Here is a 25,009-nt window from a genome sequence, read left to right on the forward strand (position 1 = left end):
AAACTCATCCCCTTCAGGAATACTTGGATAACAGCTGCCATAATTCCGGCGCTTCCTTATCTATACGTATGGGCTTCCAAGAAGGATTCACCCAGACGTGACGAGTTGTTCCCGTTACGAGCAGATCCCCTGGCCGCTCATCCGGCGCCGAAGCTGCCGCCTTCTCGTTCTCCCTGCGAATTTCGTACGTAAAATGCAGCCTTACACTGCTCTTCTCGAGCACGCGCGTGTAGACCGTGACCAGGTCGTCATAGCGGGCAGGTTTAAGAAATTTTATATCCGCCTCAACGACAGGCAGCAGCAAGCCTTTATCTTCTATTGTGCGATATGGATAACCCAATTCCCGGATAAGCTCGGTCCGCCCGATCTCGAACCAGTTCAAATAATTGGTATGGTACACGACGCCCATCTGATCGGTTTCCGCGTAGCGGACGCGCATCTGGTGCCCGAACCATTGTACTTCAGTCATGGTGTTTCCTCCTGAGAGATCGTTATGGTTCTAGTATACCATAGCGTGTGGGGGATACTCATTTCCTGCGGAGGCGGGGTGATGAGGGCGCTGACTGGGGATGAGGGACACTGTCGGCGAGTAGCGGTGTGGGTGAAGATACTGGGACTGGACTGTGAGAGCGAGGGACTGTAGCGGATATTGCGGCTGGATTGCTGGGGGTGAGGGATTGTGGCGGATATTGCTACTGGACTACTGGGTGAGGGGCTGTGGGGGATATTGCTACTTAACTGCCGGGGGTGAGGGACTGTGGCGGATATTGCTACTGGACTGCTGGGACTGAAGGACTGTGGGGGATGTTGCTACTGGACTGCTGGAGTGAGGGACTGTGGGGGATATTGTCACTGGACTGCTGGGGTATTGAGTGAGAGATACTATGCGCCGACGACCTGACTGTAAAAATGTGTGACGTGTAAATTAGGCAATTGCCGCTAGCGGAGGGTGCTGCGGGATAATGACAGGAATTGGGATGCGGAGGCTTAAGGTATGAGTGTATATGAAAAATCGTATAGATTCTTCTCGAAGCAAGTTAAAACGATAATTGTATATGAAATATCATATACAATTCCTCTCTATGCCAGCTCCACCGGTAATTGTATATGAAAAATTCATATACATTCCTATCTAAGCCCGCCACACCGGTAATTGTATATGAAAAATCATACACATTCATTCTCCTCAGATCCGTTTAAACCGGTAATCCATATAATGAAAATTCATCCATAAAAAAAGCCGCCCTCGAAGTCATTACAGACTTCTCAGACAGCCTCTCTCTTCTATGCTTACAGAACTTTCGCTTGTCCGGAGTAAATAATACCCACTTCCGGATAAATCGATACTTCCGTTCCGTCTTTAATAATTTCCACTGCGTTCTCCACGCCCACGATAACCGGAATGCCCAAGCTCAGCGCTACAACCGCCGCGTGAGACGTAATGCCGCCCACTTCCGTAATCAAAGCGGAAGCTCTTTGCACAGCCGGCATATATTCCTTGTCCGTCGTGACGGTAACAAGCACAGCGCCATCCACCATCTTGGAGTTCGCCTCTTCCGGCGTACGTGCGGTGACGACGATACCTGTAGCGGTTTGCATCCCGATACCCGTACCTTTGGCAAGCATTTCGCCCACTTGATGAACTTTGATCAAGTTCGTCGTTCCGGAGCGACCTACCGGTACACCAGCCGTAATCACCACGATATCGCCCAAGGCGACGATACCTGTCTTAATGGAGCTGTCTACCGCAAGATTGAACAGCTCGTCCGTTGTTTTCGCTTGCGAGCTCAACACCGGAATTACGCCCCATACAAGGGACAGGCGGCGAATAACCTGCTCGCTAGGCGTGATGGCAATGATCGGCGATTTCGGACGGTATTTGGATACCATTCTCGCCGTATAGCCGCTTTCCGTCGCCGTCAGGATCGCTTTCGCCCCGAGCTCAAGCGCGGAGTTCGCGACCGCTTGCGAAATCGCTTCAGTGACAGTCACCTGCTGAGCCTGAGCTTGACGCAGGAAGATTTCTTTGTATTCCAGAGCCGCTTCAGCGCGCTCGGCAATACGTGCCATCGTTTGAACGGATTCAACCGGGTATTTCCCCGCAGCCGTTTCACCGGACAGCATGACAGCATCCGTACCGTCGAATACGGCGTTCGCAACGTCACTCGCTTCTGCGCGCGTCGGACGCGGGTTACGCTGCATCGAGTCCAGCATCATCGTAGCTGTAATAACCGGCTTGCCGACGATGTTACATTTCTTGATCATTTGTTTCTGTACAACCGGTACGTCTTCAGCCGGGATTTCAACACCGAGGTCACCGCGCGCTACCATTAAGCCGTCGGAAACTTCGAGAATTTCGTCCAGGTTGTCGACACCCTCTTGGTTCTCGATTTTGGAAATGATTTGGATGTGAGTCGCATTGTGCTTCTCCAGCAATTCACGAATTTCCATAACGTCGCTTGCTTTACGAACGAACGATGCGGCAATGAAATCTACGCCCTGCTCGATACCGAAAATAATATCGTTCGCATCTTTCTCCGTGATGCCAGGAAGGGAAATTTTAACGCCAGGCACGTTAACGCCTTTTTTGCTTTTGATCGTTCCGCCGTTGACGATACGGCACTCGATTTCCGTTCCGCGAATGTCAACAACTGTAAGACCGATCAGACCGTCATCGATCAAAATGGTGGATCCGATCTGAACGTCGCGCGGCAGATCGGAATAAGTGACGGAGATACGGTTCGCATCCCCGAGAATTTCTTCAGTCGTCAGAACGATGTGCTTGTCTTGCACAAGTTCAATCGGTTCTTCTTTCAACTTGCCGGTACGAATTTCTGGCCCTTTGGTGTCAAGCAAAATGGCCGCTACTTTGCCTGTCTCAGCGGATGCAGCGCGAAGGTTGCGGATACGTGCGCCGTGCTCCTCAAAATCTCCATGGGAGAAGTTAAGACGGGCGACGTTCATTCCCGCTAGTAAGAGCTTTTTCAAATTCTCTTGTGATTCGCTTGCTGGTCCGATGGTACAGACAATTTTCGTTTTACGCATGGTTACCCTCCTGAGTGAATGTGAACCGTCCAATATCTCTAAATTTACGGTAACGGTCCTCTAACAGCTCCTGTTCGGTCAAACTTAGCAATGGCTGAAGCTGTTCCCAGATCGCTGTTTTAATAAATTCTGCTTGTGCAGCCGGATCACGGTGCGCGCCGCCCTTAGGCTCCGGTACGATGCCGTCGATGACGCCTTGCTCCTTGATATGGTCGGCTGTAATCTTCATCGCTTCTGCCGCGTGCAGCGCTTTGGAAGCATCTTTATATAAGATGGAAGCTGCGCCTTCGGGGCTGATGACCGAATAAATCGCATTCTCCAGCATCAACACTTTATTGCCTACGCCCAAAGCAAGCGCACCGCCGCTGCCGCCTTCTCCGATGACGATACAGATGATCGGCACAACAAAAGAGGCCATTTCCAGCAAGTTTCTGGCAATCGCTTCTCCCTGACCGCGTTCTTCTGCAGCATTCCCCGGGAATGCGCCTTTGGTATCGATAAACGTAATGATCGGACGCTTGAACTTATTCGCTTGACGCATGAGACGAAGCGCTTTGCGGAACCCTTCCGGGTGCGGGCATCCGAAGTTACGGGCAATATTGTCCTTCGTATCTTTCCCTTTTTGGTGACCGACAACCGTGACCGGGATGCCGTTCAGTTTGGCCAAACCGCCTACAATCGCGAGATCGTCCCCATATAAACGGTCGCCATGGAATTCTATGAAATCGGTAAAAATCGCTTGAATATAATCAATCGTCGTCGGCCTCTGCGGATGACGCGCCAACTGCATTTTCTCAGCGGAAGACATCGTTGCGTAGAGCTCATCTTCCAGTTGAACGTATCTTTCTTCCAAACGGCGAATTTCCTCGGAAAAGTCGATTTGCTTCTCGGCCCCAAATTTGCGCAGTTCGGCAATTTTACTTTTCAGCTCCGCCAGCGGCTGTTCGAACGGCATTTCACCCGCCATAAGTCGCCTCCCCCTTCATTCCGTGCATGTCCAGCAGCTTGATTAACGTAGATCGCATATCCTTGCGGTTCACGACCTTGTCGAGCTGACCATGCTCGAGATTGAATTCAGACGTCTGGAAATTGTCCGGCAATTTTTGTTTGATCGTTTGTTCGATAACGCGGCGTCCTGTAAAACCGAACGGCGCTGCCGGCTCGGCCAGAATGATGTCGCCCAGCATGGCGAAGCTCGCAGAGACACCGCCGAAGGTCGGATCCGTGATGACGGAGATGAACAAGCCGCCCTCATTGCTCAGCTTCGACAAAGCTGCGCTTGTTTTGGCCATTTGCATCAGGCTGAGAATACTCTCCTGCATACGCGCGCCGCCGGATGTGGAATAAATAATGATCGGACGCTTCTTCTCGATCGCCGCTTCCACCGCTCTTGTAATCCGCTCTCCTACAACGGAGCCTAGCGATCCGCCCATGAAGTCAAAGCTCATGGCCGCAATCACCACCGGATACCCGCCGATGGTGCCCTCGCCGGTAATAATCGCATCCTGTAATTTCGTTGTGGTCTTCGCTTTATCTAATTTCTCTACATAATCGGGAAAATGCAAAGGGTCCTCAGAAATCATATCCGCATCGTATTCCAGAATCTGGCCTTCATCGAGCGTTAATTGAATACGTTCCAATGCGCTTAAACGATAATGATAGCCGCAAGCTGTACACACTTTCAGGTTTTTCTCTAGCTCTTTACTCGTTTGAATGGTTCCGCATTTCGGGCATTTATTCATTAACCCTTCGGGAATTTCCCTTTTCGTTTTCTCGGAAGGAATCGTTGCGTATTTACGCTTTTGAAATAAATCCTTTAGCACATTTCCACCTCTAATTGGCTGTTATCGTGAACCTCTGACAAGCCACGTTACTTACTTCTACTTTAACTATCTATGTAAAATAGAGTTGAGCACTTCCTGCACTTCTTCGACTTCCCCGGCGGGGACGACAATTTCGAACTGGTTCTTGGATAAGGAGATACCCCTTACTTGTACAAGAAATCCTTCTTCCGTCAGCCTTTGTTTAATCCGCTCTGCAATTTTCGCGGTAGGAGCTATGTATATCACCGTCCACATGAAAAAAAACCTCCTATGAAGTGCTGCAACATGGATTAGGGCAATTTAGTAACGATGATAATAAACATCCTGTATAAGCATAGGCGCACACAATGGAATAATGATATCATAATTTCTCTTTTTCCCGCAACAAAGCACGATTATGAAAAAAATTGAAGTCTGAACTAATTGCTTAGTCCAGACGTAATTTACTGCTATAATCATGCGCATGCTCATTCTGATGAGCGATTCTGGCCGATGCAGCGGCGGCCAAGCCGCAGATCAAATCGTCCAGGAATACGTGCACGGAGCTTTTGTCGTCGTTCAGCGAGCGGATGATGCCCATCTTCTCTTTGTCCAGATAGCCGAAGGAAGTCAGCCCGATCATCCCGTAGACATGAACAATTCCCAGTGCCAAAGTCTCGTCGACGCCGAACAGAGGTTCATCTGCCTCAAGGATCGATTGCAGCGGTTCGGGCAGCAGCTTCTTCTCCGCCAGCTCATCCAGCGCAATGCCGGTGTACAGCGTATACTGCACTTCCCGCTTGGCGAGAACGGCCAGCACGCTGTCGACGCACTCTTCCTCCGTCAACTGGTCGTTATAAGGCCTCTGCAGCTTGAACACAATCTCCGAGATTTGTTCAACGTTCACACCGCGTTTTTGCAGCAATTGAATCATGTATTGTTCGGTCATACGTGCTCCTCCTACACATGGAATGCCCCTGAAAGGCCGGGTTCCTATTCATATGCGGAGGAATGTTGCTTTATTTCACCCTTACGGAATCTTTACCCATGATCGTTTCGATCATCCGAATCAAATCCTTCGATGGATCCACCAAATATTGGTCGCTCAGGGCCAAAAGCTTGTTGCTGCTTTCGTAGAATAGCGCAACCGCGAGAGGCCCTTTATGCAGCTTCAGCAGCGCCTTAAGCTGCAGGAGCTTATCCGGCTGCTCGCTGTCAGCCGGGATCTTGACGAACACCCGCTGCGGCTTCTCCGCAGCAGGGGCCTCACGCGCCGGCTGCGCAGCCCCGGCGCGAACGCCCCGGCGTCCCGCAGGCGGGGACGCCGTCCTTGCACCGGCGCCGCTGCTGCGGGCGCCGCCGGATGCGGCAGCCGCACGGGGCTGCCGGCGCAGACGCTGGACGGCCGCAGGGTCGTCCAGCGGGGCAAGCTGCTCCGCGAGCAGCTTGGGCGGGTCCTCGTCCTGCAGCTGCAGCTTCGCCCGCACGAGGACGAGTCTGCCCTTCTGCACGAGCGGAGCCGCTTGCTTCCAGGTCTCGGGGAAGAGCACCACCTCGACCTTGTCGATACGATCCTCGAGCTCCATGAAGGCCATCGGCTGGCCTTTCTTCGTGACGATCGTCTTGTTCGAGAGAATCATCCCGGCGACGAGCACCTCGCTGTTATCCGGCAGCTCGGCGAGCTGGTGCAGCGGTGCCGCATCCATCTCCGACAGCAGCTGCGAATAAGCGTCCAGCGGGTGGCCCGAGATATACATCCCGAGCAGCTCCTTCTCCAGCTCAAGCTGCTTGCTCTGCGGCATGACCGGAATATTCGGAACCTCCACTTCCCAGTTCGGCTCCTCCACGAAGCCGAACAGGTGGAGCTGAAGATCGTCCCGCTCCTTGCGCCATTTGGTCGCCGAGGCAATCGTCTCATCGAGGATCGCCATCAGTTGGGCCCGGTGATGCGTTCCCAAGGAGTCGAAAGCGCCGCCTTGGATCAGCGATTCGACGACCCGCTTGTTGCAGATGCGCAAGTCCACGCGCCTGCAGAAGTCGAGCAGACTCTCGAAAGGAGATTGCCTGCGCTCGCTAAGAATGGCGTCGATCGCTTGCGTGCCCACATTCTTGATGGCGGCAAGCCCGAAGCGGATCGCTCCCGCCTGCGGGTCAGGCGTAAACACCGTTCCGCTGCCGTTCACATCCGGAGGAAGCACCTCGATCTTCATCCGCCGGCATTCATCCACGTATTCGGCTACCTTGCGGTGATTGCCCATGACGGCCGTCAGCATCGAGGCCATGAAATAGATCGGATAATGCGCCTTCAAGTAGGCGGTCTGGAACGCCAGCACCCCGTAGGCGGTAGCGTGCGCCCGCGGAAAACCGTAATCGGCGAAGCGCACGATCATATCATAGACGCGATTGGCGTCCTCCGCCCGAAAGCCTTGCTGCAAGCTGCCCTTGACGAAGTGAGTCCGCTCTTCATCCAGCACTTCCCGCTTCTTCTTGGAAACGGCTCGCCGCAGCAGATCCGCTTCTCCCAATGAGAAGCCGGCCATGCTTGAAGCGATCTGCATAATTTGTTCCTGGTACACGATAATTCCGTACGTATCCTTCAGAATCGGCTCAAGTAGCGGGTGCGGATAGTCCACCTCCACCTGACCGTGCTTCCCGTATATATATTTCGGAATAAACTCCATCGGACCCGGACGGTACAGCGCGAGAACGGAAATGATGTCTTCGAAGACAGACGGCTTCAAATCCTTCAGCACCTTGCGTACGCCGGTGGACTCCAGCTGGAACACCCCGGTGGTTTCTCCTTTGCTCAGCATGCCGTAGGTAACGGCATCCTCGTCCATATCCAACCCGTCGAAATTAAGGCGCACGCCTTCCATCTGCTTGATCCAATCTACGGTTCTTTCGATGATGGACAGCGTCCTCAATCCGAGAAAATCCATCTTCAAGAGCCCGATCGACTCCAGATGCTCCATCGTATATTGAGTAAGCGCCGTCTGTGTCGTTCCTTCCTGAAGCGGAACGTACTGCGTGAGCGGCTCGCGCGAAATCACGACCCCTGCGGCATGCGTCGAGGCATGGCGGGGCATCCCTTCCACCCGCATAGCCATATCCAGCAGCTCCGACGTTTTGGGCTGTCTGGCCACCAGCGTCTTCAGGTCGGAGCTGATTTGCAGCGCCTCCGCAATCGTCACGCCGAGCTGATTCGGGATCGCCTTGGCCGCCCGGTCCACGTCCCCGTAAGGCACGTTCAGCACACGTCCGACGTCCCGTACCGCCGCTTTGGCCGCCATCGTTCCGAACGTGATGATCTGCGCCACATGCTCATGCCCATACTTCGCGACGACGTAATCGATGACTTCGTCCCGGCGCTCGTCGCTGAAATCGATATCGATATCGGGCATCGTAATCCGCTCCGGATTCAGGAAGCGCTCGAAGAGCAGCTTGTACTGCAGCGGATCCACATTCGTGATGCGCAGTACGTAAGCTACGAGGCTGCCGGCGGAGGAACCCCTGCCCGGTCCGGTCATAATCTGTTTCTCATGGGCAAAACGGATAAAATCCCATACGATCAGGAAATAATCGGAAAAGCCCATTTTCTCAATAACGCCGAGTTCATAGCCAAGACGCTCTTCCGCCTGCTTCTTCAGCGGGGAGCCGGCTTGCTGCCATTCCGGTTTGTGCGCATACCGCTGCTCCAAGCCCTGCAAGCATAGCTCCCGCAAATAATCGGCGGCCGCCAGGCCGTCCGGAATCGGCCGGAATTTCGGCAAAATCGATTTGCCGAACTCCAGCTGCAGATCGCAGCGCGAAGCGACAACCTCGGTGTTCGCCAGCGCCTCGGGCACATGGACGAACAGCCGCCGCATCTCCTCTTCGCTTTTCAAATACATTTGACTCGTGCCCATCTTGAGCCGGTCCGTATCTTCAACGGTTTTGCCGGTACCGATACAAATCAGAACGTCCTGGACGACGTGATCGGGCTCCGTGACATAATGCACGTCGTTCGTGGCAATCAGCGGTATCCCCGTCTGTTTGCTCAGCTCAATCATGGCAACCATCACTTTTTTCTGCTCGATCATGCCGTGATCTTGAATTTCCAGAAAGAAGTCGTCGCCGAAGATCGCTCTGTACCGCTCTGCGGCTTGTCTCGCCTCATCCGTCCGGTTGTGCAGCAAATGCTGCGAAATCTCGCTGCCCAAGCACGAGCTCAAACAGATGAGCCCTTCGGCATATTGGGCTAGATGCTCCAGGTCGATGCGCGGTTTATAATGAAAACCCTCCAGATGCCCGATGGAAACGAGCTTCATGAGGTTCTGATAGCCCCGATCATTTTTGGCAAGTAAAATAAGGTGATAAATCGGCTGTTCCTGCCTGGTCCCTTTGTCGCGAAGGGAGCCCGCGGTGAAATAAACCTCGCACCCGATAATCGGTTTGATCCCCCGCTGCTTGCACGCCTTGTAGAAGGCAATGGCCCCGTACATAACGCCGTGATCCGTCAAAGCCAGAGAGGTCATGCCCAGATTCGCCGCTTGTGAGACAAGCTCCTCCATCCGTGCGGCCCCATCCAATAAACTGTATTCACTATGCACGTGTAAGTGTACAAACGAACTCATCAGCATTTCCTCCCTGCTCTCATTTTATTCCTTACATCTTATCATAATGTAGCCTTGCATTCCCATACAGTAAGTATAGAGAGTTTGTCCTCACAACTTAGCTGGAAAGGAAGCGGTAATGGCCATGGGTGTCTTCTGGGCGAATATTATTGTATACTTCTGCATTGCTTTCGGAGTGGTCTTCGGAGGCAGCATGTTAAGCGGTATCGCAGCTGTGCTGACGATGCAATCTCCGACCGAGAAAATGTTAACCGTTGCGGAAAACATTAAGATCTGGGCCATGGTGGCAGCCGTAGGCGGCACGATTGATCCGATACGCTATATAGAAAGCCATGTAGCCGTTGGGCACTTGAATCCGGCCATCAAGCAAATCATCCTCATCGTCGTCGCCTTCGTTGGCGCGCAGATGGGCACCTCGCTGATCCAAATGATTTGCAAGGGAGGCCATCAGCCTTGAGGATTCCTCCCTTTTCCCGATATCAGGGCCTGCTTGCGAGCTTCGGACTGATGGTTTCGGGAGCCATCATAGGGAGCGCCGTATATATGAGCATTCATCAGCACACATACACACAGCTCTACGTGGAAATGCATAAAGTTTTGGAAGAAAACCGCGAGCTTCGCACCGATATCGACAGCCTGCACAAAACGCGAAACAAGCAATCGTTAATTAATGTCGTCAATGTGCATTTGACGCCGAAGACGCAGGACGACATCATCAGCGAGGATATCCAGAAAGAAATCGAAGGCGACGTGAAGAACGAGCTTAAGCTCGTGATCGGCCAGAGGGCCACCTATGTCAAAGATGCCCAGCCGCTCTATGAGCGGCTTATTACACAGAGAACATATGTTCTGCATGATAAAAAATATATCGTCGAAGTCAAATCCATCGTGCTCATTCAAACGGAATTGACGGTCTGGGTCACGGCGCAAGAGAAACGAACCTAGAAGCGGCATAGAGGGCAGGATTGCAATCTCGTCCGGAAATCGCTAAAGTAAACAGTAAACTTGCATATAAAGGACGGAGTAACCCTATGTTCGCGATTCAAGCCATATTATTTACCGTTATTTGTGTATTGCTGGCCTTATCCGTATATTTCAGCTTTCGGGCGCGCCGTGCGGGAGAGCCCGCCCAACGCGGCCTCTATGCGGCCCGCATGAATATATGCATGGGCCTTATGCTCGTCATGATCGCAATCACCCAGCTGTTCTTCTTCAACGATTCCAGCTTCCGGCGAATTTTCGGCACTGTGCTGGTCCTGCTCGGACTGTTCAATTTCTTCGCCGGCGTTCGCAATCACGGGCATTTCAGCCGCATGCTGGGCTAATAAGAGCGACAGTCTAGATGACTTGGGCGGTCAGCATCGCCTTGGACACCAATGCTCCCGCGTGATAAATTTCTACATCGATCTTTCCGAATTTACGGCTCACCTCAATGATGGTGGGCCGTATTTCTATTTTGGAATCGATCTGCAGCGGCTTCAGGAAATAGGTCGACATGTTGTCCATGACGAGATCGCCTTTCTTGAATTCCTGTACGATCCGGTAAGCCGCTTGGGTCATCAGCGTTGTAAGCACGCCCTCGGATACCGTGCCCAGATGATTCGTCATCTGCGGCGTAATGACGCCATGGAATTGCAGCGAGCCGTTCTCGTCCCTGACTTCCTCCAGGCCGGACCAGATCAAATCCTCGAACGTCTCTCCGTTCTGCGGCTGCTTCTGAATGTACTGCATCGCTTTGAGCACGTCGCTGCGGTTCAACACGCCCACCAACTTGCGGTTCGTATCCACAACGGGCAGCAGCTCGATGCCTTCCCACACCATCATGTGGGCTGCGGAGGCCACCGATGTCTGCGGGGTGACCGTAAGCGGGTTGCGCGTCATAAGCTTATCGACGCTCTGCAGCGGACTCGCTCCTACCATGTCCTTGGAGGTAACGACGCCGATGATCCGATTCCACTCGTCAACGACCGGAAACCGGCTGAAGCCCGTATCCTCCGACAGGCGCTGCCAATCCTTCAGCGTGCTGTTCGCCTTCAGGGCGTATAGCGAAGTCCCCGATGCCAAGATATCGTCGACGAGCATGATCTTCTTCTTGATCAGCCGGTCGTAGATCGCTCTATTGATCATAGAAGCCACCGTAAACGTATCATAGCTGCTCGAGATGATCGGGAGCTCCAGCTTGTCCGCCAGCAGCTTCACTTCCGCGCTCGTATCGAAGCCGCCTGTGATCAACACGCCTGCGCCTTGTTCCAGTGCGCAGATATGCGCCTCGTTCCGGTTGCCGACGATAAGCAGGCTGCCGGCCTCGATATAACGCATCATGGCGTCCTGCTCCATCGCGCCGATGACGAACTTGTGCAGCGTCTTGTGCATCCCGCGCGAGCCGCCGAGCACTTGTCCGTCCACCATATTGACCACTTCCGAGAAGGTCAGCTTATCAATGTTCTGCCGCAGCTTCTTCTCCACCCGGACGGTGCCGATCCGTTCTTTGGTCGAAACCAGACCTTGATTCTCCGCCTCTTTAATCGCCCTGTAAGCTGTGCCCTCGCTAACCTCCATGTTCTTGGCGATCTTCCGAACCGAGATCCGGCTGCCCAGCTTCAAGCTTTCGATATATCGCAATATTTGTTCGTGCTTCGTTAGCGCATCTGCGGATTGTGTATCCAACTGTTACACCCCATTCGCTTGATCCTGTACTACTCTGTACTACTAGTATAAACGTTCACCGGATCAAGAACAATGCGGCTATTCAGCAATTCACAATGAAAACATCCAACCCTATTGGATTGGATGTTTCATAAACTTATTATACCAAACATATGTTCGTTGTCAAAATAGTAAGGCGAAGCCTTGCATGTTATTTGCGGAATTGCAGCATTTTCCGGCGGCCCTGAACGAGCTGTTCCATCTGCCACTTCTTCATCCGGTTAATGCGCCGCAGCTCTTTGCGCTGCTCTTCGTCCACACCGAGGATCTGGTGCAGATGAGACGCAATGACGAGCAGCGCCATCGCGATCCAAATACAGCTGAAAATCATCGGCAGCGAACCGATTTCCCGCAGCTGCAGTTGGGGCACGGAATAAATCAGCATGCCTAGCGCTACGCTCATATAGACGACATTTTTAAAGCCTTTCAACGGGATCGATCTCCTTTCGGCGGATAATGACTTTGCAAGCCAGCCTTGCCATATTCCATTGTATGAGACAAGTACTCGCGATATGAGTCATCCGCCGAAAGTTTCGCTGGTTATCGGCTTATCAGACCTCACCGAAGCCCTGAGCGTTCAGGAACGCTTTCATATGCTCGCGCGGCCGCAGCGCTTTGGCCGCCATCTCCTTGGACCAGGTCGTATCGACTTTCCCCCCGGTCCGCGAGTGCATGTATGCACGGACCGTCTCGTCGTACTTGCGAACGGTATCCGCTTTATACGTATACCGATTCTCATGGCATACGGCCTCTTGCGGGAGCCGCGGGCGCTGCAGCGGCTCCTGGTCCGGCATGCCGATGCACATGCCGAATACCGGATACACCAGCTGCGGCAAGCCCAGCAGCTGGGACACTTCGGCGGGCTTGTTGCGCAGCCCGCCGATGTAGACGACGCCGAGACCGAGGGACTCGGCGGCCACGGCTGCATTCTGCGCAGCGAGTGCAGCGTCGACGGTGGCAATGACGAGATTCTCGGCATTGCCGGTCACAGGCGTGTCCGCGTGCAGGCGGACCGCTTGGGCGTAGCGGTGCAGGTCCGCGCACCAGACGAGAAACTCCGGGCATTCGCTCACATAGGCCTGATTGCCGGCAAGCTCGGCAAGCCGTTCCCTCAGCCCGCCGTCCGTAACGCGGATGACGCTGTATGCCTGCATATTGCTGGACGTCGACGCCGCTTGGGCGGCGAGCAGAATCGCGTTCAATTGCTGAGATGGCACAGGCTCATCTTTAAACTTGCGGATCGAGCGATGATTTTGCAGCAGCTGGATCGTCTCGTTCATAAGCAACAACCTTCCTTGGCTCTATGGATTTTACAACTCTCTCATAACTTCGGCTACGATTTGGAACGATCTCAACCGGGCATCATGATCATAAATCTGCCCGGCAATCATCCATTCGTCCGCTTTGGTGCGTTCTCCAAGCGCTTGCAGCTTCTCCTTGACGGTATTCCTGCTGCCGATCATAGAGAAGCTTAATTGTTGCTGCACGTAAGCTTTCTCTTGAGGGGTCCACAGCTGATCCATATCATCTACGGGAGGGCTCATCAGCATGCCGGTCCGGCCGCGGATCATATTAAGAAATTGCTGCTGCTGCGAGGTAGCCAGCCGATGCGCTTCCGCATCCGTGTCAGCGGCGATAATATTGATTCCTACCATGGCGTAAGGGCGTTCCAGCGCCTCGGAGGGGCGGAAGCCGCCGCGGTATAGCTCCAGTGCTGGAAGCAGGAAATCCGGAGCGAAATGGCTGGCGAAAGCGAACGGAAGCCCCAGCTGTCCTGCCAATTGCGCACTGAAGCCGCTGGAGCCCAGCAGCCAAATCGGAATGTTCGCCCCTTCTCCGGGGACTGCCCGCACGCCCGGCATACCGGTTCCCAGCGACGGATCCAAATAGCCGCGAAGTTCGCTGAGCATTTCGGGAAAGTCATGTCCGTCGCTCCCCAGCCCTCGCCGCAGCGCGCGCGCTGCCAGCTGATCGGATCCCGGGGCTCTGCCCAAGCCCAGATCGATGCGGCCCGGGTAGAGAGCATCCAACGTCCCGAACTGCTCGGCGATGATAAGCGGAGCATGGTTGGGCAGCATAATACCACCGGAGCCGACACGAATGGTCTTCGTACCGCTTGCGACATGTGAAATCACCAGAGAGGTGGCGGAGCTGGCGATTCCCGGCATGTTGTGGTGTTCAGCCAGCCAGTAACGGCGGTAGCCCCACTCCTCAGCATGCTTGGCCAAATCCAGCGAGCGCCGAAAAGAATCTCTTGGCGTCCCGCCTTCGATAACGGGCGCCAGGTCCAGAATCGAGATTGGAATCATAGGGTGTTCCCTCCATTGTATTCAACATATTGTATTCAACATATTTTTCACGACATTTGTACGGTATACTTTTTGATACTATCTTACAAAAAAGTGGGTACTTGTAATTCATACTATAACACACCATAATACTTTGTAATAGCCGAGCGCTATTGCAGGTTTAATTTCATGAGGAGGTACTTCGCTTGAAAAAAGATTTGTTCTCATCTTACGATCTCAAAGGTTTGCATATACGAAACCGCATCGTCATGGCGCCTATGTGCCAATATTCCGTAACTGCCAAGGACGGGAAGCCGAATGATTGGCATTACGTCCACTATCTCTCCCGGGCCATCGGCGGCACCGGACTCATCATTATGGAAATGACCGACGTGCATCCGGACGGCCGAATCACGGACATGGACCTTGGCTTATGGTCCGACGAGCACATTCCTGCCTTCGCCAAAATCATCGACGGCGTCCATGCGCACGGCGCCAAAATCGGCATCCAAATCGCTCACGCCGGCCGCAAAGCCGAGGATGCGGAGGTGCCCGTAGCGCCTTCGGCCATCGCGTTCCCCGGCTATCCCAAAACGCCGCGGGCGCTGACGACCGCTGAAGTGCAGGAGGTCGTACAGCAGTTTGGCGCCGCCGCCCGCCGCGCGGTGCAAGCCGGCGTAGACACGATCGAGCTGCACGGCGCCCATGGCTATCTCATCCACCAATTCCAATCGCCGCTCACGAACCGCCGGGACGATGTGTACGGCCAAGATCTCGCCCGCTTCGGCACGGAAGTGATTGCTGCGGTGAGAAAGGAAATGCCGGCGGATATGCCGCTTATTTTCCGTATTTCCGCCGTTGAATATGCCGATGGCGGCTACGATATCGATCACGCCATCCATTTGGCGCATGCTTACCGCGCAGCCGGCGTCGACGCGTTTCACGTAAGCTCCGGCGGGGAAGGCCCCGCGGGCGTTAGGAAACCGGGCAACTTCCCCGGTTATCAAGTGCCGTTCGCCCGGCAGATCCGCGAAGCGGTGCAGGTGCCGGTAATCGCTGTCGGCATGCTGGAGGATCCGGAGCTCGCCAACTGCATTATCGGCAATGAAGATGCCGATCTCGTGGCCGTTGCCCGCGGCTTGCTGCGCAATCCGTACTGGGCGGCGCATGCGGCTGTGCAGTTTGACCAGCGCGAACAGGCGCACATCCCGCCGCAGTATACGCGCGGGTATTGATGCCGGCAGGCTGCCGCTAAGGCCTTGAAGCGCATTATCGCACCTCCGCTTCTCGCTAACGGACCCGGCTGCTCTTATTCCATGGATTTGAACCGTTTAGAAATTCTAACGGACACCGGCGCCGCTATTTGTCAATTTCGGCCCGTTTTCGCGCCGAAACCGGTAAATAAGATCGTCTGTGTCCGTTAGATTCTGTTCCATCCGGGCCAGCCGACAAGGAGATGCAACGCCACGGGAGGTCGTCCGATCCGGGTCGCCGCACCCGAAGCCGGCTCTTCCATGGGCAATCTGCATGTCTCGGGTAGCGCAGCCTCCGCAGTATGCGCAGCTTGACATACCGCCTTTAACACCAAAAAAAGGTGTCCCCAGCTATCACAGCTTCGGGACACCTTTTTTTCATCTCAAACCCAACATTTTCCGCGCTTTGCGGTACAGCAGCGTCAGTCCCCAAGGAATGACGACGATCAGTACGAGCACCAGGACGTTATACAAATGAAACATCACGATCGAGCCCGGCATTTGAATGGTATACTTCCACATGGAAAGCAGTGCCGGATGCATCAAATAGACGCCAAACGACACGGAGCCGAGAGAAACGAAGAAGCTCGCGACCCGCGGGGCGTGCTGCAGCAGCCACTTCCCGCACCAGATGAAGCTGACGCCGATGCCCACGCTGTAAAGCAGCCACAAGAGCTCAAACCACGTGTTCTCGAAGGTATACCCTTTGAGCCCCAAGAGATAGAGTCCTGTGTACACAAGTCCGGCAAGCACCGATGCCGGCAGTACCCACCCTTTGTTCCTCTCCAGCCAAGCGCGGAAAGCTCCATAATTCATCCCGATGGCGCCGCCGATGAGAAAATAGCCGAAGTACGTGACGCACAGCTCCGGTTTATGGGCGATCGAGCCGAACCAGTGGCTGTAGACGTAAACGCCTGCTTGAATAGCTAGTCCCCACAGGGCCAGCGTTTTGCGGAACCATGCCGCATTCCTGACCGCCCAGACGAGCAGCGGAAACAGCAGATAGAACTGCACGATAATAATCATGAAATACAAATGATAACCGGAATCGGCCCATTTCAGCTGCTCCAGGAATACGCGGATATCGATCTTCACCGGATGTCCCGGCGTCCAGAGCCACGGGTTGTACATATAGTAGAAAAACGACCACACAATGTAAGGGACCAGCACCTGTCTGACGCGCTTCCAATAGAACACGCCGGCCTGCTTGGCGCTCCAATTATCCGTATAAATGTAGAACAACACGATGCCGCTTAAAAAAATGAAAACGGGCACAGCGAAATAGCTGATTTTGTTCCAAAATAAAATGAGCAGCTGCGAGCTGCTTCCCGCAAGCGTCGGGTCCACGGTCCAATCGGCCGTTACGTGAATGGTGACGACAGCCAGAATGGCAAGCGCTCTAACGATCTCGAGCTCCGTAATCTTTTGTTTGGCCATAACGGTTTCAAATCCTCTTTTCCTATTCAATCCCTTTAACTATAGACAGTTTAGACATTTTTCGCAACATCGCCTCTCATGTGCAAAAAGGCCCCTATTCAGCGAGAATAGGAACCTTTTGGATTAAACAGGACGGGTCTCTTGTTTCAGTGTTTGACGTTTGCGCGGTCGCATTGCGGCGCGAACGACGGTCAGACCGGCCAAAGCAAGTCCCGTCAATATATACATCATTTTGATCATAGGGTTCGAGCTGTCGGTGCCTAGATATAATCCGTGTATCAAGGCCATTGCGAAGACCGGATAAGCGAGCAAGTGCAGCGCAAACCAAAGCTTTCTCTTCAGCTTCTGGCGAATATCCGTCGTGAAAATAAGCAGCAGCAAGCCATATAAAGCCAGCGAACCGATCCCGTTCAAGGCAGGTGACTGCTTGGCAGCGAAAGGAACCCAGATCTCCCTCGACTGAAAGGGCATGTACGTATCGATAATCAAGAGAACCGCATGCAGCAAAGCCAAGCCGGTTCCCAGCTGATTCGCAGACGTATGCCATCGCTGCATCTGCGCTTTGGTACGGCCCTTCCACTGCGGGAAGCTGTACAAAATGCCAAGCGCCATCCCGATAAATAAACTGAGATAGGCTAGAATACCGAACAGCCGGATCAACGTCCAACTCGGCAAATCAACGAGAAATTGAATCATAGCGAATCCCGCTCCTTTCTTCTTCCGCATCGTATACATAGTCCGCTTGAAGTCCCACCCACCTGCCGGTGGATGTGCCGGCGAGAGGCTTCGCATGATGAAGCGCTCCATCCGCCGTATAGATAAGAGCTTCCAGCCGCGGCGCACGGCTGCGCAATAGCGGCAGCCCTTCCTCTACCCCCAGGATACACATCACTTTGGCCCAAATCTCGCATTCGATCAAATCCCCGCCAACGACCGAACATTGCAGCACCGCGGAACGGCTTGGCTCCATGGTACGGGAATCGATAAGATGATGCATACTTCCCTTGGATGTCTTCCAGCTTCGCTTCTGCGTGCTGGACGTGGCGACCGCTCCGGTTTCCAGCAGGAGCATGACTTCGTCGAACGGCTTATCGCGCGCCACTTCGGGCGGATCGATCGCAATCACCCAAGGCTGCTCGCCCGTGGCGCCACCCCATGCTTGCATATCGCCCCCGGCGTTCACAAGCCCCCTTGCCGCTTGGCCCTCCCTGCGAAGACGGTTAGACAATTCGCGAACCGTCCAGCTTTTCACAATGCCTCCCAAATCAATCTGCTGATGGGCCGGCATCTGTACGGACAGCATGGCTTGATTCAAGTCCAGCTGCAAGTCGTCCGGACGGGAATAAGCGAGTCTCGGCGCTGGATCTATCTGTATGTCTTCTGCATGTTGAATGGATTCGAAGGTACGCCGGTACCCGGCATGTGCGAGGGCCGGAAGAATACCGATATGGAAAATGCCTTCCGTTACTTCATAATAATGCCGGCAAAGCTCAAGCACGTTCATCATGTCCTGCGATATCATACACCTGCTGCCTGCCAACCGGTTCAATGAAGAGCATTCGCTCTCAGGCAGGAATCTGCTGAATCTCCGTTCGGCGTTTGCGAAGTAGGCACGGATTTCCTGCTCTAGCAAAGTCCCGCCGTTCTCCCCGCTCAGCAAAACTTGAATATCCGTGTTCATCGAACGAAAGCTGATCTCCTCAAGCATGGCGCTTCACCCCCTCATCCATTTCTAAGAAGCATGACTTCTCGCGTGCGGCGTTAGTTGCGACTGTGAGGAACTGGAACTTGATCCTGAACTCGATCCTGAACTTGAACTTGATCCCGAACCGGAACCGGAGTCCGCCATGCCTCCCGCTATGCGGGAATGATTCCTGCCCCTTCGCTCTCCGTTCGGCTGAATCCGATTCGTATTGGGTGAAGCTTCCTTCTGAGCGACGACAGGAGCACTCTTGGCTGATGCTGCCGCGACGACCGCCTCCTGGAATTGAGGGCTCTCTTGCACCTCTTGAAATAAATAGAAGAGAAGGACGCCTATACCTATACCGAACTGCCATTTCGTCCATTTGGATTTTCTCATTGCCTTCGCCCCTCCTTGTCTGCCTGTATGATCTCATTATAATGGCACAACAGCCCGGAAGCCTGAGCACTGCCTTAGCGTAAACTGAAAATACACTGAAAAATAACCGTTCCTGAGCAAAAAAAAAGACTATCCGGCCATCGTATAAGTACGATTCCACCGAATAGTCTGACTTCCTAATTCATCATCGCTTGCAGCGGCTCCGCAATGATCCGCTGAACGTCCTCCAGGACGACGGATAACCGCCGCTCCGCATCGAACAGTTGCTTAATGCCGGGATTCAATGCCAGCGTGTCATACAGCTTCTGCAGCTGTTCCAATTCTTCTTGCGGCGGCATGCCGCCTGCAGCCATCTTCTGCTGAAGCTCGCTTTGCCGCTGACGGAAATTGTCCAGCAACTGGCTGCTGGCCGTATCCCCATTGATTTTGGATCTTATTGCCAGCATATCCTGATACTCGCTGCTTTCTCTGATCGCTTTGGCCAGCTCGTAAGCCTTGTCATGTACATTCATTGCGTTTGCCTCCTTATTATACTTCCATACGGTTGGGCTTTTCCCAGTGCAGTTTCGAACATATCCCTAAGAACCATTAGATATATGTCCTCATATGATGGAGTAGTTTACTTTGCTTAAACAGCAATGCCATTTTTGATGCTGGAAGGAGTGTTCGCTATTGACCAGGACGAAAGTCGGAATATCCATTCATGGCACCAGCATCTATTTGGATGATCGGACCGTTGTTCTAAGTGAAGCCATTGCAAGAAAATGGAAAGTTCCGTCCAACCAATCGATGACCCTGCGTTTTGGCTCTGCCAAACAGGATGTTAAAGTCATCACCGCCGCTACATCGAACAGTTTGCGGTTCAATCCTGTCCTCGCTACCAAGATCGGTATTCATCAAGGGGCTCGGCTTAATCTCCATTATAGGCAAAATGTGGGCACCTTGTCGATTGGACCTTTGATTGGCGTAATGATCAGCCGTGTTTATACGAGTTCGCCCGATCGCCCATTTGGTGCTATTACCGCTTTTTGTAAAGAAATGACGGATGCATGTGAACGTTATGGGGCCGTCGTATGCTTCTTCCCGCCAGGTGAAATGCATGCCAATGCCAGCTCCATTTCTGCGTATTCGTATTCCAATGGTTCCTGGAGCAAAAAAACGTTTCCGATTCCCAATGTGATCTATAACCGGCTCACCTCGCGCAAGTATGAGAACCTGCCGAACGTTCAACAATTTCTGAAAGATGCCAAAGCCCGTCACGGGACGGAGGTTTTCAATGAGAAATATTTGAACAAAACGGAAGTGTTCGACGCCCTGCGCAAAGAGAGCTCTCTGCATGGATATTTGCCGGAATCCTACCTCTTCAAAAATTATCAAATGCTCAAATCGATGGCTTCCCGCCATCCCGTCCTGTTCCTCAAGCCGATCACCGGCTCCCTGGGGAAAGGGATCATTCGGATTCGCCGGGAAACCGGCGATGCGTATACGTGTCATTATACGAACCTAACCGGTGTGCGCAAACAAACCTTTCCGTCCCTTACCGCGCTATTCCAAGCGATCTCCGGCAAGCTCAAGACCCAACGCTATCAGCTGCAGCAAGGACTTGATCTGATTACAACCGAAGGGAAGTCAGTCGATTTCCGTTCGCTCGTTCAGCGGGGGGCCAAAGGGGAATGGGGCGTCACTTCCATCGTTGGACGGATTGCGGGCAGCCAGCACTTCGTCTCCAATCTGGCAAGAGGCGGCACACTCACGAATGTGACAGGAGCGCTGGCCAAAACTTCGTTCTCGTCCGCCGCCCGCGTATCCATTATGGCACGCTTACGGAAGGCATCGCTCGAAATCGCTAAGGGGGTCGAGAACCAGATTCCGAGCCATTTCGGCGAACTCGGCATCGATCTGGCCGTCGACCGTAACGGCAAGGTTTGGCTGCTCGAGGTGAACTCCAAGCCTTCCAAAGATGATAATACACCGCTGAACAATGAGAAGAAGATTAGACCGTCCGTGAAACAACTCGTGCAGTATGCAAAATATTTGGCGAAAATCTGAGGTGAAACCATGCGTTTAAGCACCGAGCGGCCCTTATTGGGGATTATGGTTACCGAATTGCAGCGGGAGCGGGAGCTGCCCTTTGCCAGTGCGGATTTCTACCGGCATCTGACATCCGTCGGGGCTAGCCGGGGCCTGAACGTCATTGTGTTCTCACCGAATCGCATCGATTGGCAGCAGCTGACCGTGCGAGGTTACAGTTATGTCAAAGAAACCAAGAAATGGGTCTCCAAGCTATTCCCTCTGCCATCGCTCATCTATGACCGCTGCTTCTTCAGCAGCAAAAGCAGTTATGAGCAGTACCGTTCCTATGCTCGGAAGCTTCATGAACTCCCTCATATTCGTTTCTTAGGCTACGGCTTGGGCGGAAAGTGGGATGTGGGCCAAATGCTGCTGCGAGATAGCGCCATACGTGCCTACTTGCCCGAAACCGCCTTGCTCGCAAGCGGCAGCGACCTGAGGAACTGGCTCCAAACAAGGGACGATGTTTTCCTTAAACCGCAGGGCGGCAGCCAAGGCAAAGGCGCTCTGCATCTTCGCAAAGTAAACAGCGCAAACGGAAGCTGTCTCTTTCATATAAAAGGGCGCAATGGCCAGAATCGCTCCTTCGAGCGATCCTTCCCCAATTGGAACGCCTGTTGGCATTGGCTTCGCCGGCAGATCGGCAGCCGTCCTTATTTGCTGCAGGAATATTTGCACTTGCACTCCTCAGACGGAATGGCTTATGACGTAAGATCGCTTATGCAAAAAAACGGCCATGGCTTATGGGAGAATACCGGCATGGCGGTTCGGATCGGCAAGCCCGGCAGCATTACTTCCAATCTGCATGGCGGCGGCAGCGCCGAAGAGGCAGCCGGCTTCCTCGCCAGGGAGTTCGGCGACGCCAAAGCGGGAGAGCTTTTGGCAACGCTCGGCATGCTTTCCGCCCGGATCCCCCCGCTGCTGGAGAACCACCACGGACGATTGGCCGAACTGGGCATCGATCTGGGGATCGATACCTCCGGACGGGTATGGGTTCTGGAAGTCAATTCGAAGCCGGGCCGCACCATATTTGCACGTTTGCACAATGAGAGGGCGCGTGTGAAATCGATGGCTAATCCTATCTACTATGCTGAGTTTCTGCTGCACAAAAAGCTGGGCTAAGCTCGGCTTGCTGGTAAGTGCCCGGGTAGGCAGACGGACACGTCTGTCTGCTTTGACACGGAAAGCCCCGTAGGGCAACAAGTTTAGGAGGGTAACCTAATGAGTTTGACAACGTGTATGCTCCACGCCGTACAACGAACAGATAGATCGGTCTACTTAACAAGTGAACTCGTCAAAGCTTTACGGTTAACCGGGAACAAAACGATTACTGTAAAGGTCGGCAGCAAAAGCGCCACCCTACCGGTCCGCCTGATCAAAAAAAGTGGCCAGCATATGTACATTCCGCTTTCCCTGATGGCTTCCTTACGCATCCCTCGGTCGGGTAGCGTCTTGGCGGCCAGCAATAGCAATAAAGAATTGCGCATCGGGCCCGTCATCGGCGTAATGACGAATATCGTCGGCGGCTCGTCGCCTTTCGGTACCAAGACCGGTTTCATTCGCCAAGTACTGAATACAGGTTCGAACAGATCGTTTCTATTCGCTTTCAGTCCTCGCAGCATCAACTGGGTTCAGGAAACCGTGACAGGCGTTATTCCCAAAGAAGGCGGCGGCTGGACCCGCAAAACGTTCCCGCTGCCCGATGTGGTATACAACCGGCTATCCAGCCGTAAAGCCGAGAAGACAGCCGGCATGGAGAGCTTTAAGGAACGGTTCGTTCGCCGGGGTATCCCGCTGTTTAACTGGAGCTTCTTCGACAAATGGGATGTCTATAAAATGCTGGACGGTGACGAAGCTTTCAAATACGTCCCCGAATCCCGAATCAACCCATCCGCCGAGCAAATCAAAGAAATGCTCGACAAGCATAAATTCATTTATTTGAAACCGACTGCCGGCAGTCTCGGTATCGGTATTTTCCGGGTGACGTTTAACCCCAAACGGGGCTATTTCGTCCGCTACCGCAAAGGCGGCAAAAATGTGCTCATCCGTTACGGCAAATTCGAAGGACTGATGCAGATGCTCGGAACCGGACGCGGCCGCCTGACGAACTACGTCGCACAGCAGGGCATCCGTCTCATCGAAATCGACAATTGTCCGATCGACTTCCGCTTCCACATGACGAAGAACGGCAGCAACAACTGGGTCGTAGGCGCCATCGGCGCCAAGAAATCCGGCAAGGGCAGCGTCACCACCCATATCCGCAACGGCGGTCAGCTCATGACGCCGGAGCAGGTGCTTCGCCAAATTTATGGCAGCCGGGCGGAGCAAGTGCTCACCAATGCCAAAGAAACGGCGATCAAGCTCGCGGAAGGCATCGAAAACAATTACAATCATTTGCTCGGCGAGCTGGGCTTCGATATCGGAATTGACCAAAATGAGAAAATCTGGATGTTCGAAGCGAACGCCAAGCCGGGAAGATCTATTTTCAAACATCCGTCCTTGAAGGAAGGCGATCTTGCCACATTGCAAAATATTTACGAGCACTGCCTCTACTTGAGTCGATTCCGCGCTAGGAGGGAGAACTAATGGGTTTCTTCCTGCACAATCGAGGTTCAAACCCGACGATGGCGATCTTGACCGTCAAAGACAGCAATCGGGTGTTTCGTGGAAATTTGCACAATTTCCTGGATTTAATCGAGACGGGGGAGCGGCTCGGGGTGGACGTCTACGTCCTGACGACGAAAGATTTTAACTTATCGGCAAGCGAGCTTTACGGTTACCGGTATAACGCGGCAAAGAAGAAATGGAGCAGGGAACTCGTTCCCTCTCCTCAAGTCGTCTACAACCGGATCCCTTATCGCAAAATGGAGATGAAGTCCGAGGTTCAGCAAACGATTCAGGCGTGCAACCGCAGCTCCAGCGTCCATCTGTTCAACCCTTCGTTTTTCAACAAATGGACGTTGTACAGCTGGTTAAACAGCTCTAAGGAAAGCAAGCCCTACATCCCCGACACCAAGCAGCTCAGCTCGGCCGAAGATCTCAGCTCCTTGCTGCGCAAGCATGCCGTTCTTTATTTGAAGCCGGTGAAGGGCAAAGCAGGCAAAGGAATTATGCGCATCGACCGGCTGACGGCGAAGGGCAGCGGTACGCAATACCGTTTAAGCCGCCAAGTCGATAAACAAATGCTGTACACGGTTCATAACTCTCCTTCGGAAGTCTGGAACGAATGGAATAAGCACCGCGGCTCCCACGAGTACATCGTCCAGCAGGGGATCGCGCTGACCCGGTATAAACAGCGGGCGTACGATTTACGAGCACTTATCCAGAAGACGGGCAAAGGGGAATGGAGCGTATCCGGCATCGGAGCAAGGGTTGCGGGGAAAGCAAGCATCACTACGCATGTGCCGCGGGGCGGCTCCATTGACGAACCGCTTAAACTGCTGACGCACGGCTTCGGGGCGAAAGAAGCGAGAAACATTTTGAAACGGGTGGAAACGGCTGCCGTCACGCTGGCGACACAAATTGAGAAATCATCGGGCAACCAACTGGGCGAAATGTCCATGGATATCGGCGTCGATGTCGGAGGCCATATATGGTTCTTCGAAGCCAACTCCAAACCGATGAAATTCGATGAACCGAAAATTCGCAAAAAATCACTAGAACGCATTATTCGCTACAGCTTGTATTTAATGAATAACGGAAAAAGAAGGTGATT

Annotated in this window: 24 protein-coding genes; 8 read left to right on the forward strand and 16 right to left on the reverse strand. The window is 53.4% G+C overall.

All coding sequences use genetic code 11. The features are described 5' to 3' along the window. Positions 1-13: 13 nt before the first annotated feature. From PUT07_RS02565 to PUT07_RS02595, 7 genes are all read right to left on the reverse strand, one after another. Positions 14-469 (reverse strand): acyl-CoA thioesterase, encoded by a 456-nt coding sequence (locus PUT07_RS02565; protein ID WP_274466188.1) that lies wholly within the window; start codon positions 467-469, stop codon positions 14-16. Between the two features lie 821 nt (positions 470-1,290). Next, entirely contained in the window at positions 1,291-3,045 is a 1,755-nt protein-coding gene (gene pyk / locus PUT07_RS02570; RefSeq protein WP_274466189.1) for a pyruvate kinase, read from the reverse strand. Further along, positions 3,038-4,012: an acetyl-CoA carboxylase carboxyltransferase subunit alpha gene (locus PUT07_RS02575; protein ID WP_274466190.1), complete on the reverse strand. Its 975-nt coding sequence runs from the start codon at positions 4,010-4,012 to the stop codon at positions 3,038-3,040. Before PUT07_RS02575 ends, pyk begins: the two co-directional genes overlap by 8 nt. Beyond that, entirely contained in the window at positions 4,002-4,868 is an 867-nt protein-coding gene (gene accD / locus PUT07_RS02580; protein WP_274466191.1) for an acetyl-CoA carboxylase, carboxyltransferase subunit beta, read from the reverse strand. Before accD ends, PUT07_RS02575 begins: the two co-directional genes overlap by 11 nt. A 66-nt stretch (positions 4,869-4,934) precedes the next feature. Further along, on the reverse strand, positions 4,935-5,123 hold the full coding sequence (locus PUT07_RS02585; RefSeq protein WP_057307280.1) for a hypothetical protein: 189 nt from the start codon (positions 5,121-5,123) through the stop codon (positions 4,935-4,937). A 172-nt stretch (positions 5,124-5,295) separates the two neighbouring features. Further along, the gene (locus tag PUT07_RS02590) at positions 5,296-5,796 is read right to left on the reverse strand and encodes a phosphatidylglycerophosphatase A family protein (protein WP_274466193.1); all 501 of its coding nucleotides are present in this window, start codon (positions 5,794-5,796) and stop codon (positions 5,296-5,298) included. 70 nt (positions 5,797-5,866) lie between these two features. Continuing rightward, on the reverse strand, positions 5,867-9,460 hold the full coding sequence (locus tag PUT07_RS02595; RefSeq protein WP_274466194.1) for a DNA polymerase III subunit alpha: 3,594 nt from the start codon (positions 9,458-9,460) through the stop codon (positions 5,867-5,869). Positions 9,461-9,584: 124 nt separating this feature from the next. On the opposite strand from PUT07_RS02595, the gene PUT07_RS02600 reads away from it, so the two are divergent. The 3 genes from PUT07_RS02600 to PUT07_RS02610 all read left to right on the forward strand — a co-directional run bounded on the left by PUT07_RS02600 (position 9,585) and on the right by PUT07_RS02610 (position 10,785). Further along, positions 9,585-9,917 (forward strand): YtrH family sporulation protein, encoded by a 333-nt coding sequence (locus PUT07_RS02600; RefSeq protein WP_274467438.1) that lies wholly within the window; start codon positions 9,585-9,587, stop codon positions 9,915-9,917. Between the two features lie 86 nt (positions 9,918-10,003). Further along, a complete protein-coding gene (locus PUT07_RS02605; RefSeq protein WP_274466195.1) occupies positions 10,004-10,405 on the forward strand; it encodes a hypothetical protein in 402 nt (133 codons plus the stop codon). Positions 10,406-10,491: 86 nt separating this feature from the next. Further along, positions 10,492-10,785 (forward strand): YtpI family protein, encoded by a 294-nt coding sequence (locus PUT07_RS02610; protein ID WP_274466196.1) that lies wholly within the window; start codon positions 10,492-10,494, stop codon positions 10,783-10,785. A gap of 13 nt (positions 10,786-10,798) precedes the next feature. Here PUT07_RS02610 and PUT07_RS02615 read toward each other — a convergent pair whose 3' ends face one another. The 4 genes from PUT07_RS02615 to PUT07_RS02630 all read right to left on the reverse strand — a co-directional run bounded on the left by PUT07_RS02615 (position 10,799) and on the right by PUT07_RS02630 (position 14,475). Beyond that, on the reverse strand, positions 10,799-12,127 hold the full coding sequence (locus tag PUT07_RS02615) for a DRTGG domain-containing protein (protein WP_274466197.1): 1,329 nt from the start codon (positions 12,125-12,127) through the stop codon (positions 10,799-10,801). 190 nt (positions 12,128-12,317) lie between these two features. Next, positions 12,318-12,596, reverse strand: a complete 279-nt coding sequence (locus tag PUT07_RS02620) for a hypothetical protein (RefSeq protein ID WP_274466199.1) — start codon at positions 12,594-12,596, stop codon at positions 12,318-12,320. Between the two features lie 121 nt (positions 12,597-12,717). Next, positions 12,718-13,446 (reverse strand): oxygen-insensitive NADPH nitroreductase, encoded by a 729-nt coding sequence (gene nfsA, locus PUT07_RS02625; RefSeq protein WP_274466200.1) that lies wholly within the window; start codon positions 13,444-13,446, stop codon positions 12,718-12,720. 30 nt (positions 13,447-13,476) lie between these two features. Continuing rightward, positions 13,477-14,475 carry an LLM class flavin-dependent oxidoreductase gene (locus tag PUT07_RS02630; RefSeq protein ID WP_274466201.1) on the reverse strand — a complete coding sequence of 333 codons (999 nt, stop codon included), beginning with the start codon at positions 14,473-14,475 and terminating at the stop codon, positions 13,477-13,479. Positions 14,476-14,660: 185 nt separating this feature from the next. Between PUT07_RS02630 and PUT07_RS02635 the strand changes: the two genes are divergently transcribed. After that, a complete protein-coding gene (locus PUT07_RS02635; protein ID WP_274466202.1) occupies positions 14,661-15,689 on the forward strand; it encodes an NADH:flavin oxidoreductase/NADH oxidase in 1,029 nt (342 codons plus the stop codon). A gap of 396 nt (positions 15,690-16,085) precedes the next feature. Here PUT07_RS02635 and PUT07_RS02640 read toward each other — a convergent pair whose 3' ends face one another. The 5 genes from PUT07_RS02640 to PUT07_RS02660 form a co-directional block, all read right to left on the reverse strand. Continuing rightward, a complete protein-coding gene (locus tag PUT07_RS02640; protein ID WP_274466203.1) occupies positions 16,086-17,144 on the reverse strand; it encodes an acyltransferase in 1,059 nt (352 codons plus the stop codon). 123 nt (positions 17,145-17,267) lie between these two features. Then, positions 17,268-17,840: a ferric reductase-like transmembrane domain-containing protein gene (locus PUT07_RS02645; protein ID WP_274466204.1), complete on the reverse strand. Its 573-nt coding sequence runs from the start codon at positions 17,838-17,840 to the stop codon at positions 17,268-17,270. Next, positions 17,821-18,852: an FAD:protein FMN transferase gene (locus tag PUT07_RS02650; protein ID WP_274466205.1), complete on the reverse strand. Its 1,032-nt coding sequence runs from the start codon at positions 18,850-18,852 to the stop codon at positions 17,821-17,823. Before PUT07_RS02650 ends, PUT07_RS02645 begins: the two co-directional genes overlap by 20 nt. A gap of 24 nt (positions 18,853-18,876) precedes the next feature. Further along, on the reverse strand, positions 18,877-19,224 hold the full coding sequence (locus PUT07_RS02655) for a hypothetical protein (RefSeq protein WP_274466206.1): 348 nt from the start codon (positions 19,222-19,224) through the stop codon (positions 18,877-18,879). A 176-nt stretch (positions 19,225-19,400) separates the two neighbouring features. Then, positions 19,401-19,736, reverse strand: a complete 336-nt coding sequence (locus PUT07_RS02660) for a YlbF family regulator (protein ID WP_274466207.1) — start codon at positions 19,734-19,736, stop codon at positions 19,401-19,403. 160 nt (positions 19,737-19,896) lie between these two features. On the opposite strand from PUT07_RS02660, the gene PUT07_RS02665 reads away from it, so the two are divergent. From PUT07_RS02665 to PUT07_RS02680, 4 genes are all read left to right on the forward strand, one after another. Next, complete coding sequence (locus tag PUT07_RS02665) at positions 19,897-21,273, forward strand: YheC/YheD family endospore coat-associated protein (RefSeq protein WP_274466208.1); 1,377 nt, start codon at positions 19,897-19,899, stop codon at positions 21,271-21,273. Positions 21,274-21,282: 9 nt separating this feature from the next. Then, positions 21,283-22,416, forward strand: coding sequence for a YheC/YheD family endospore coat-associated protein (locus tag PUT07_RS02670; protein WP_274466209.1), 1,134 nt, complete (start codon positions 21,283-21,285; stop codon positions 22,414-22,416). 99 nt (positions 22,417-22,515) lie between these two features. Next, complete coding sequence (locus PUT07_RS02675; RefSeq protein WP_274466210.1) at positions 22,516-23,880, forward strand: YheC/YheD family endospore coat-associated protein; 1,365 nt, start codon at positions 22,516-22,518, stop codon at positions 23,878-23,880. Then, positions 23,880-25,007 carry a YheC/YheD family endospore coat-associated protein gene (locus tag PUT07_RS02680; RefSeq protein WP_274466211.1) on the forward strand — a complete coding sequence of 376 codons (1,128 nt, stop codon included), beginning with the start codon at positions 23,880-23,882 and terminating at the stop codon, positions 25,005-25,007. Before PUT07_RS02675 ends, PUT07_RS02680 begins: the two co-directional genes overlap by 1 nt. Positions 25,008-25,009: the final 2 nt, after the last annotated feature.

The organism is Paenibacillus sp. MAHUQ-63, assembly GCF_028765165.1.
Taxonomy (GTDB): domain Bacteria; phylum Bacillota; class Bacilli; order Paenibacillales; family NBRC-103111; genus Paenibacillus_E.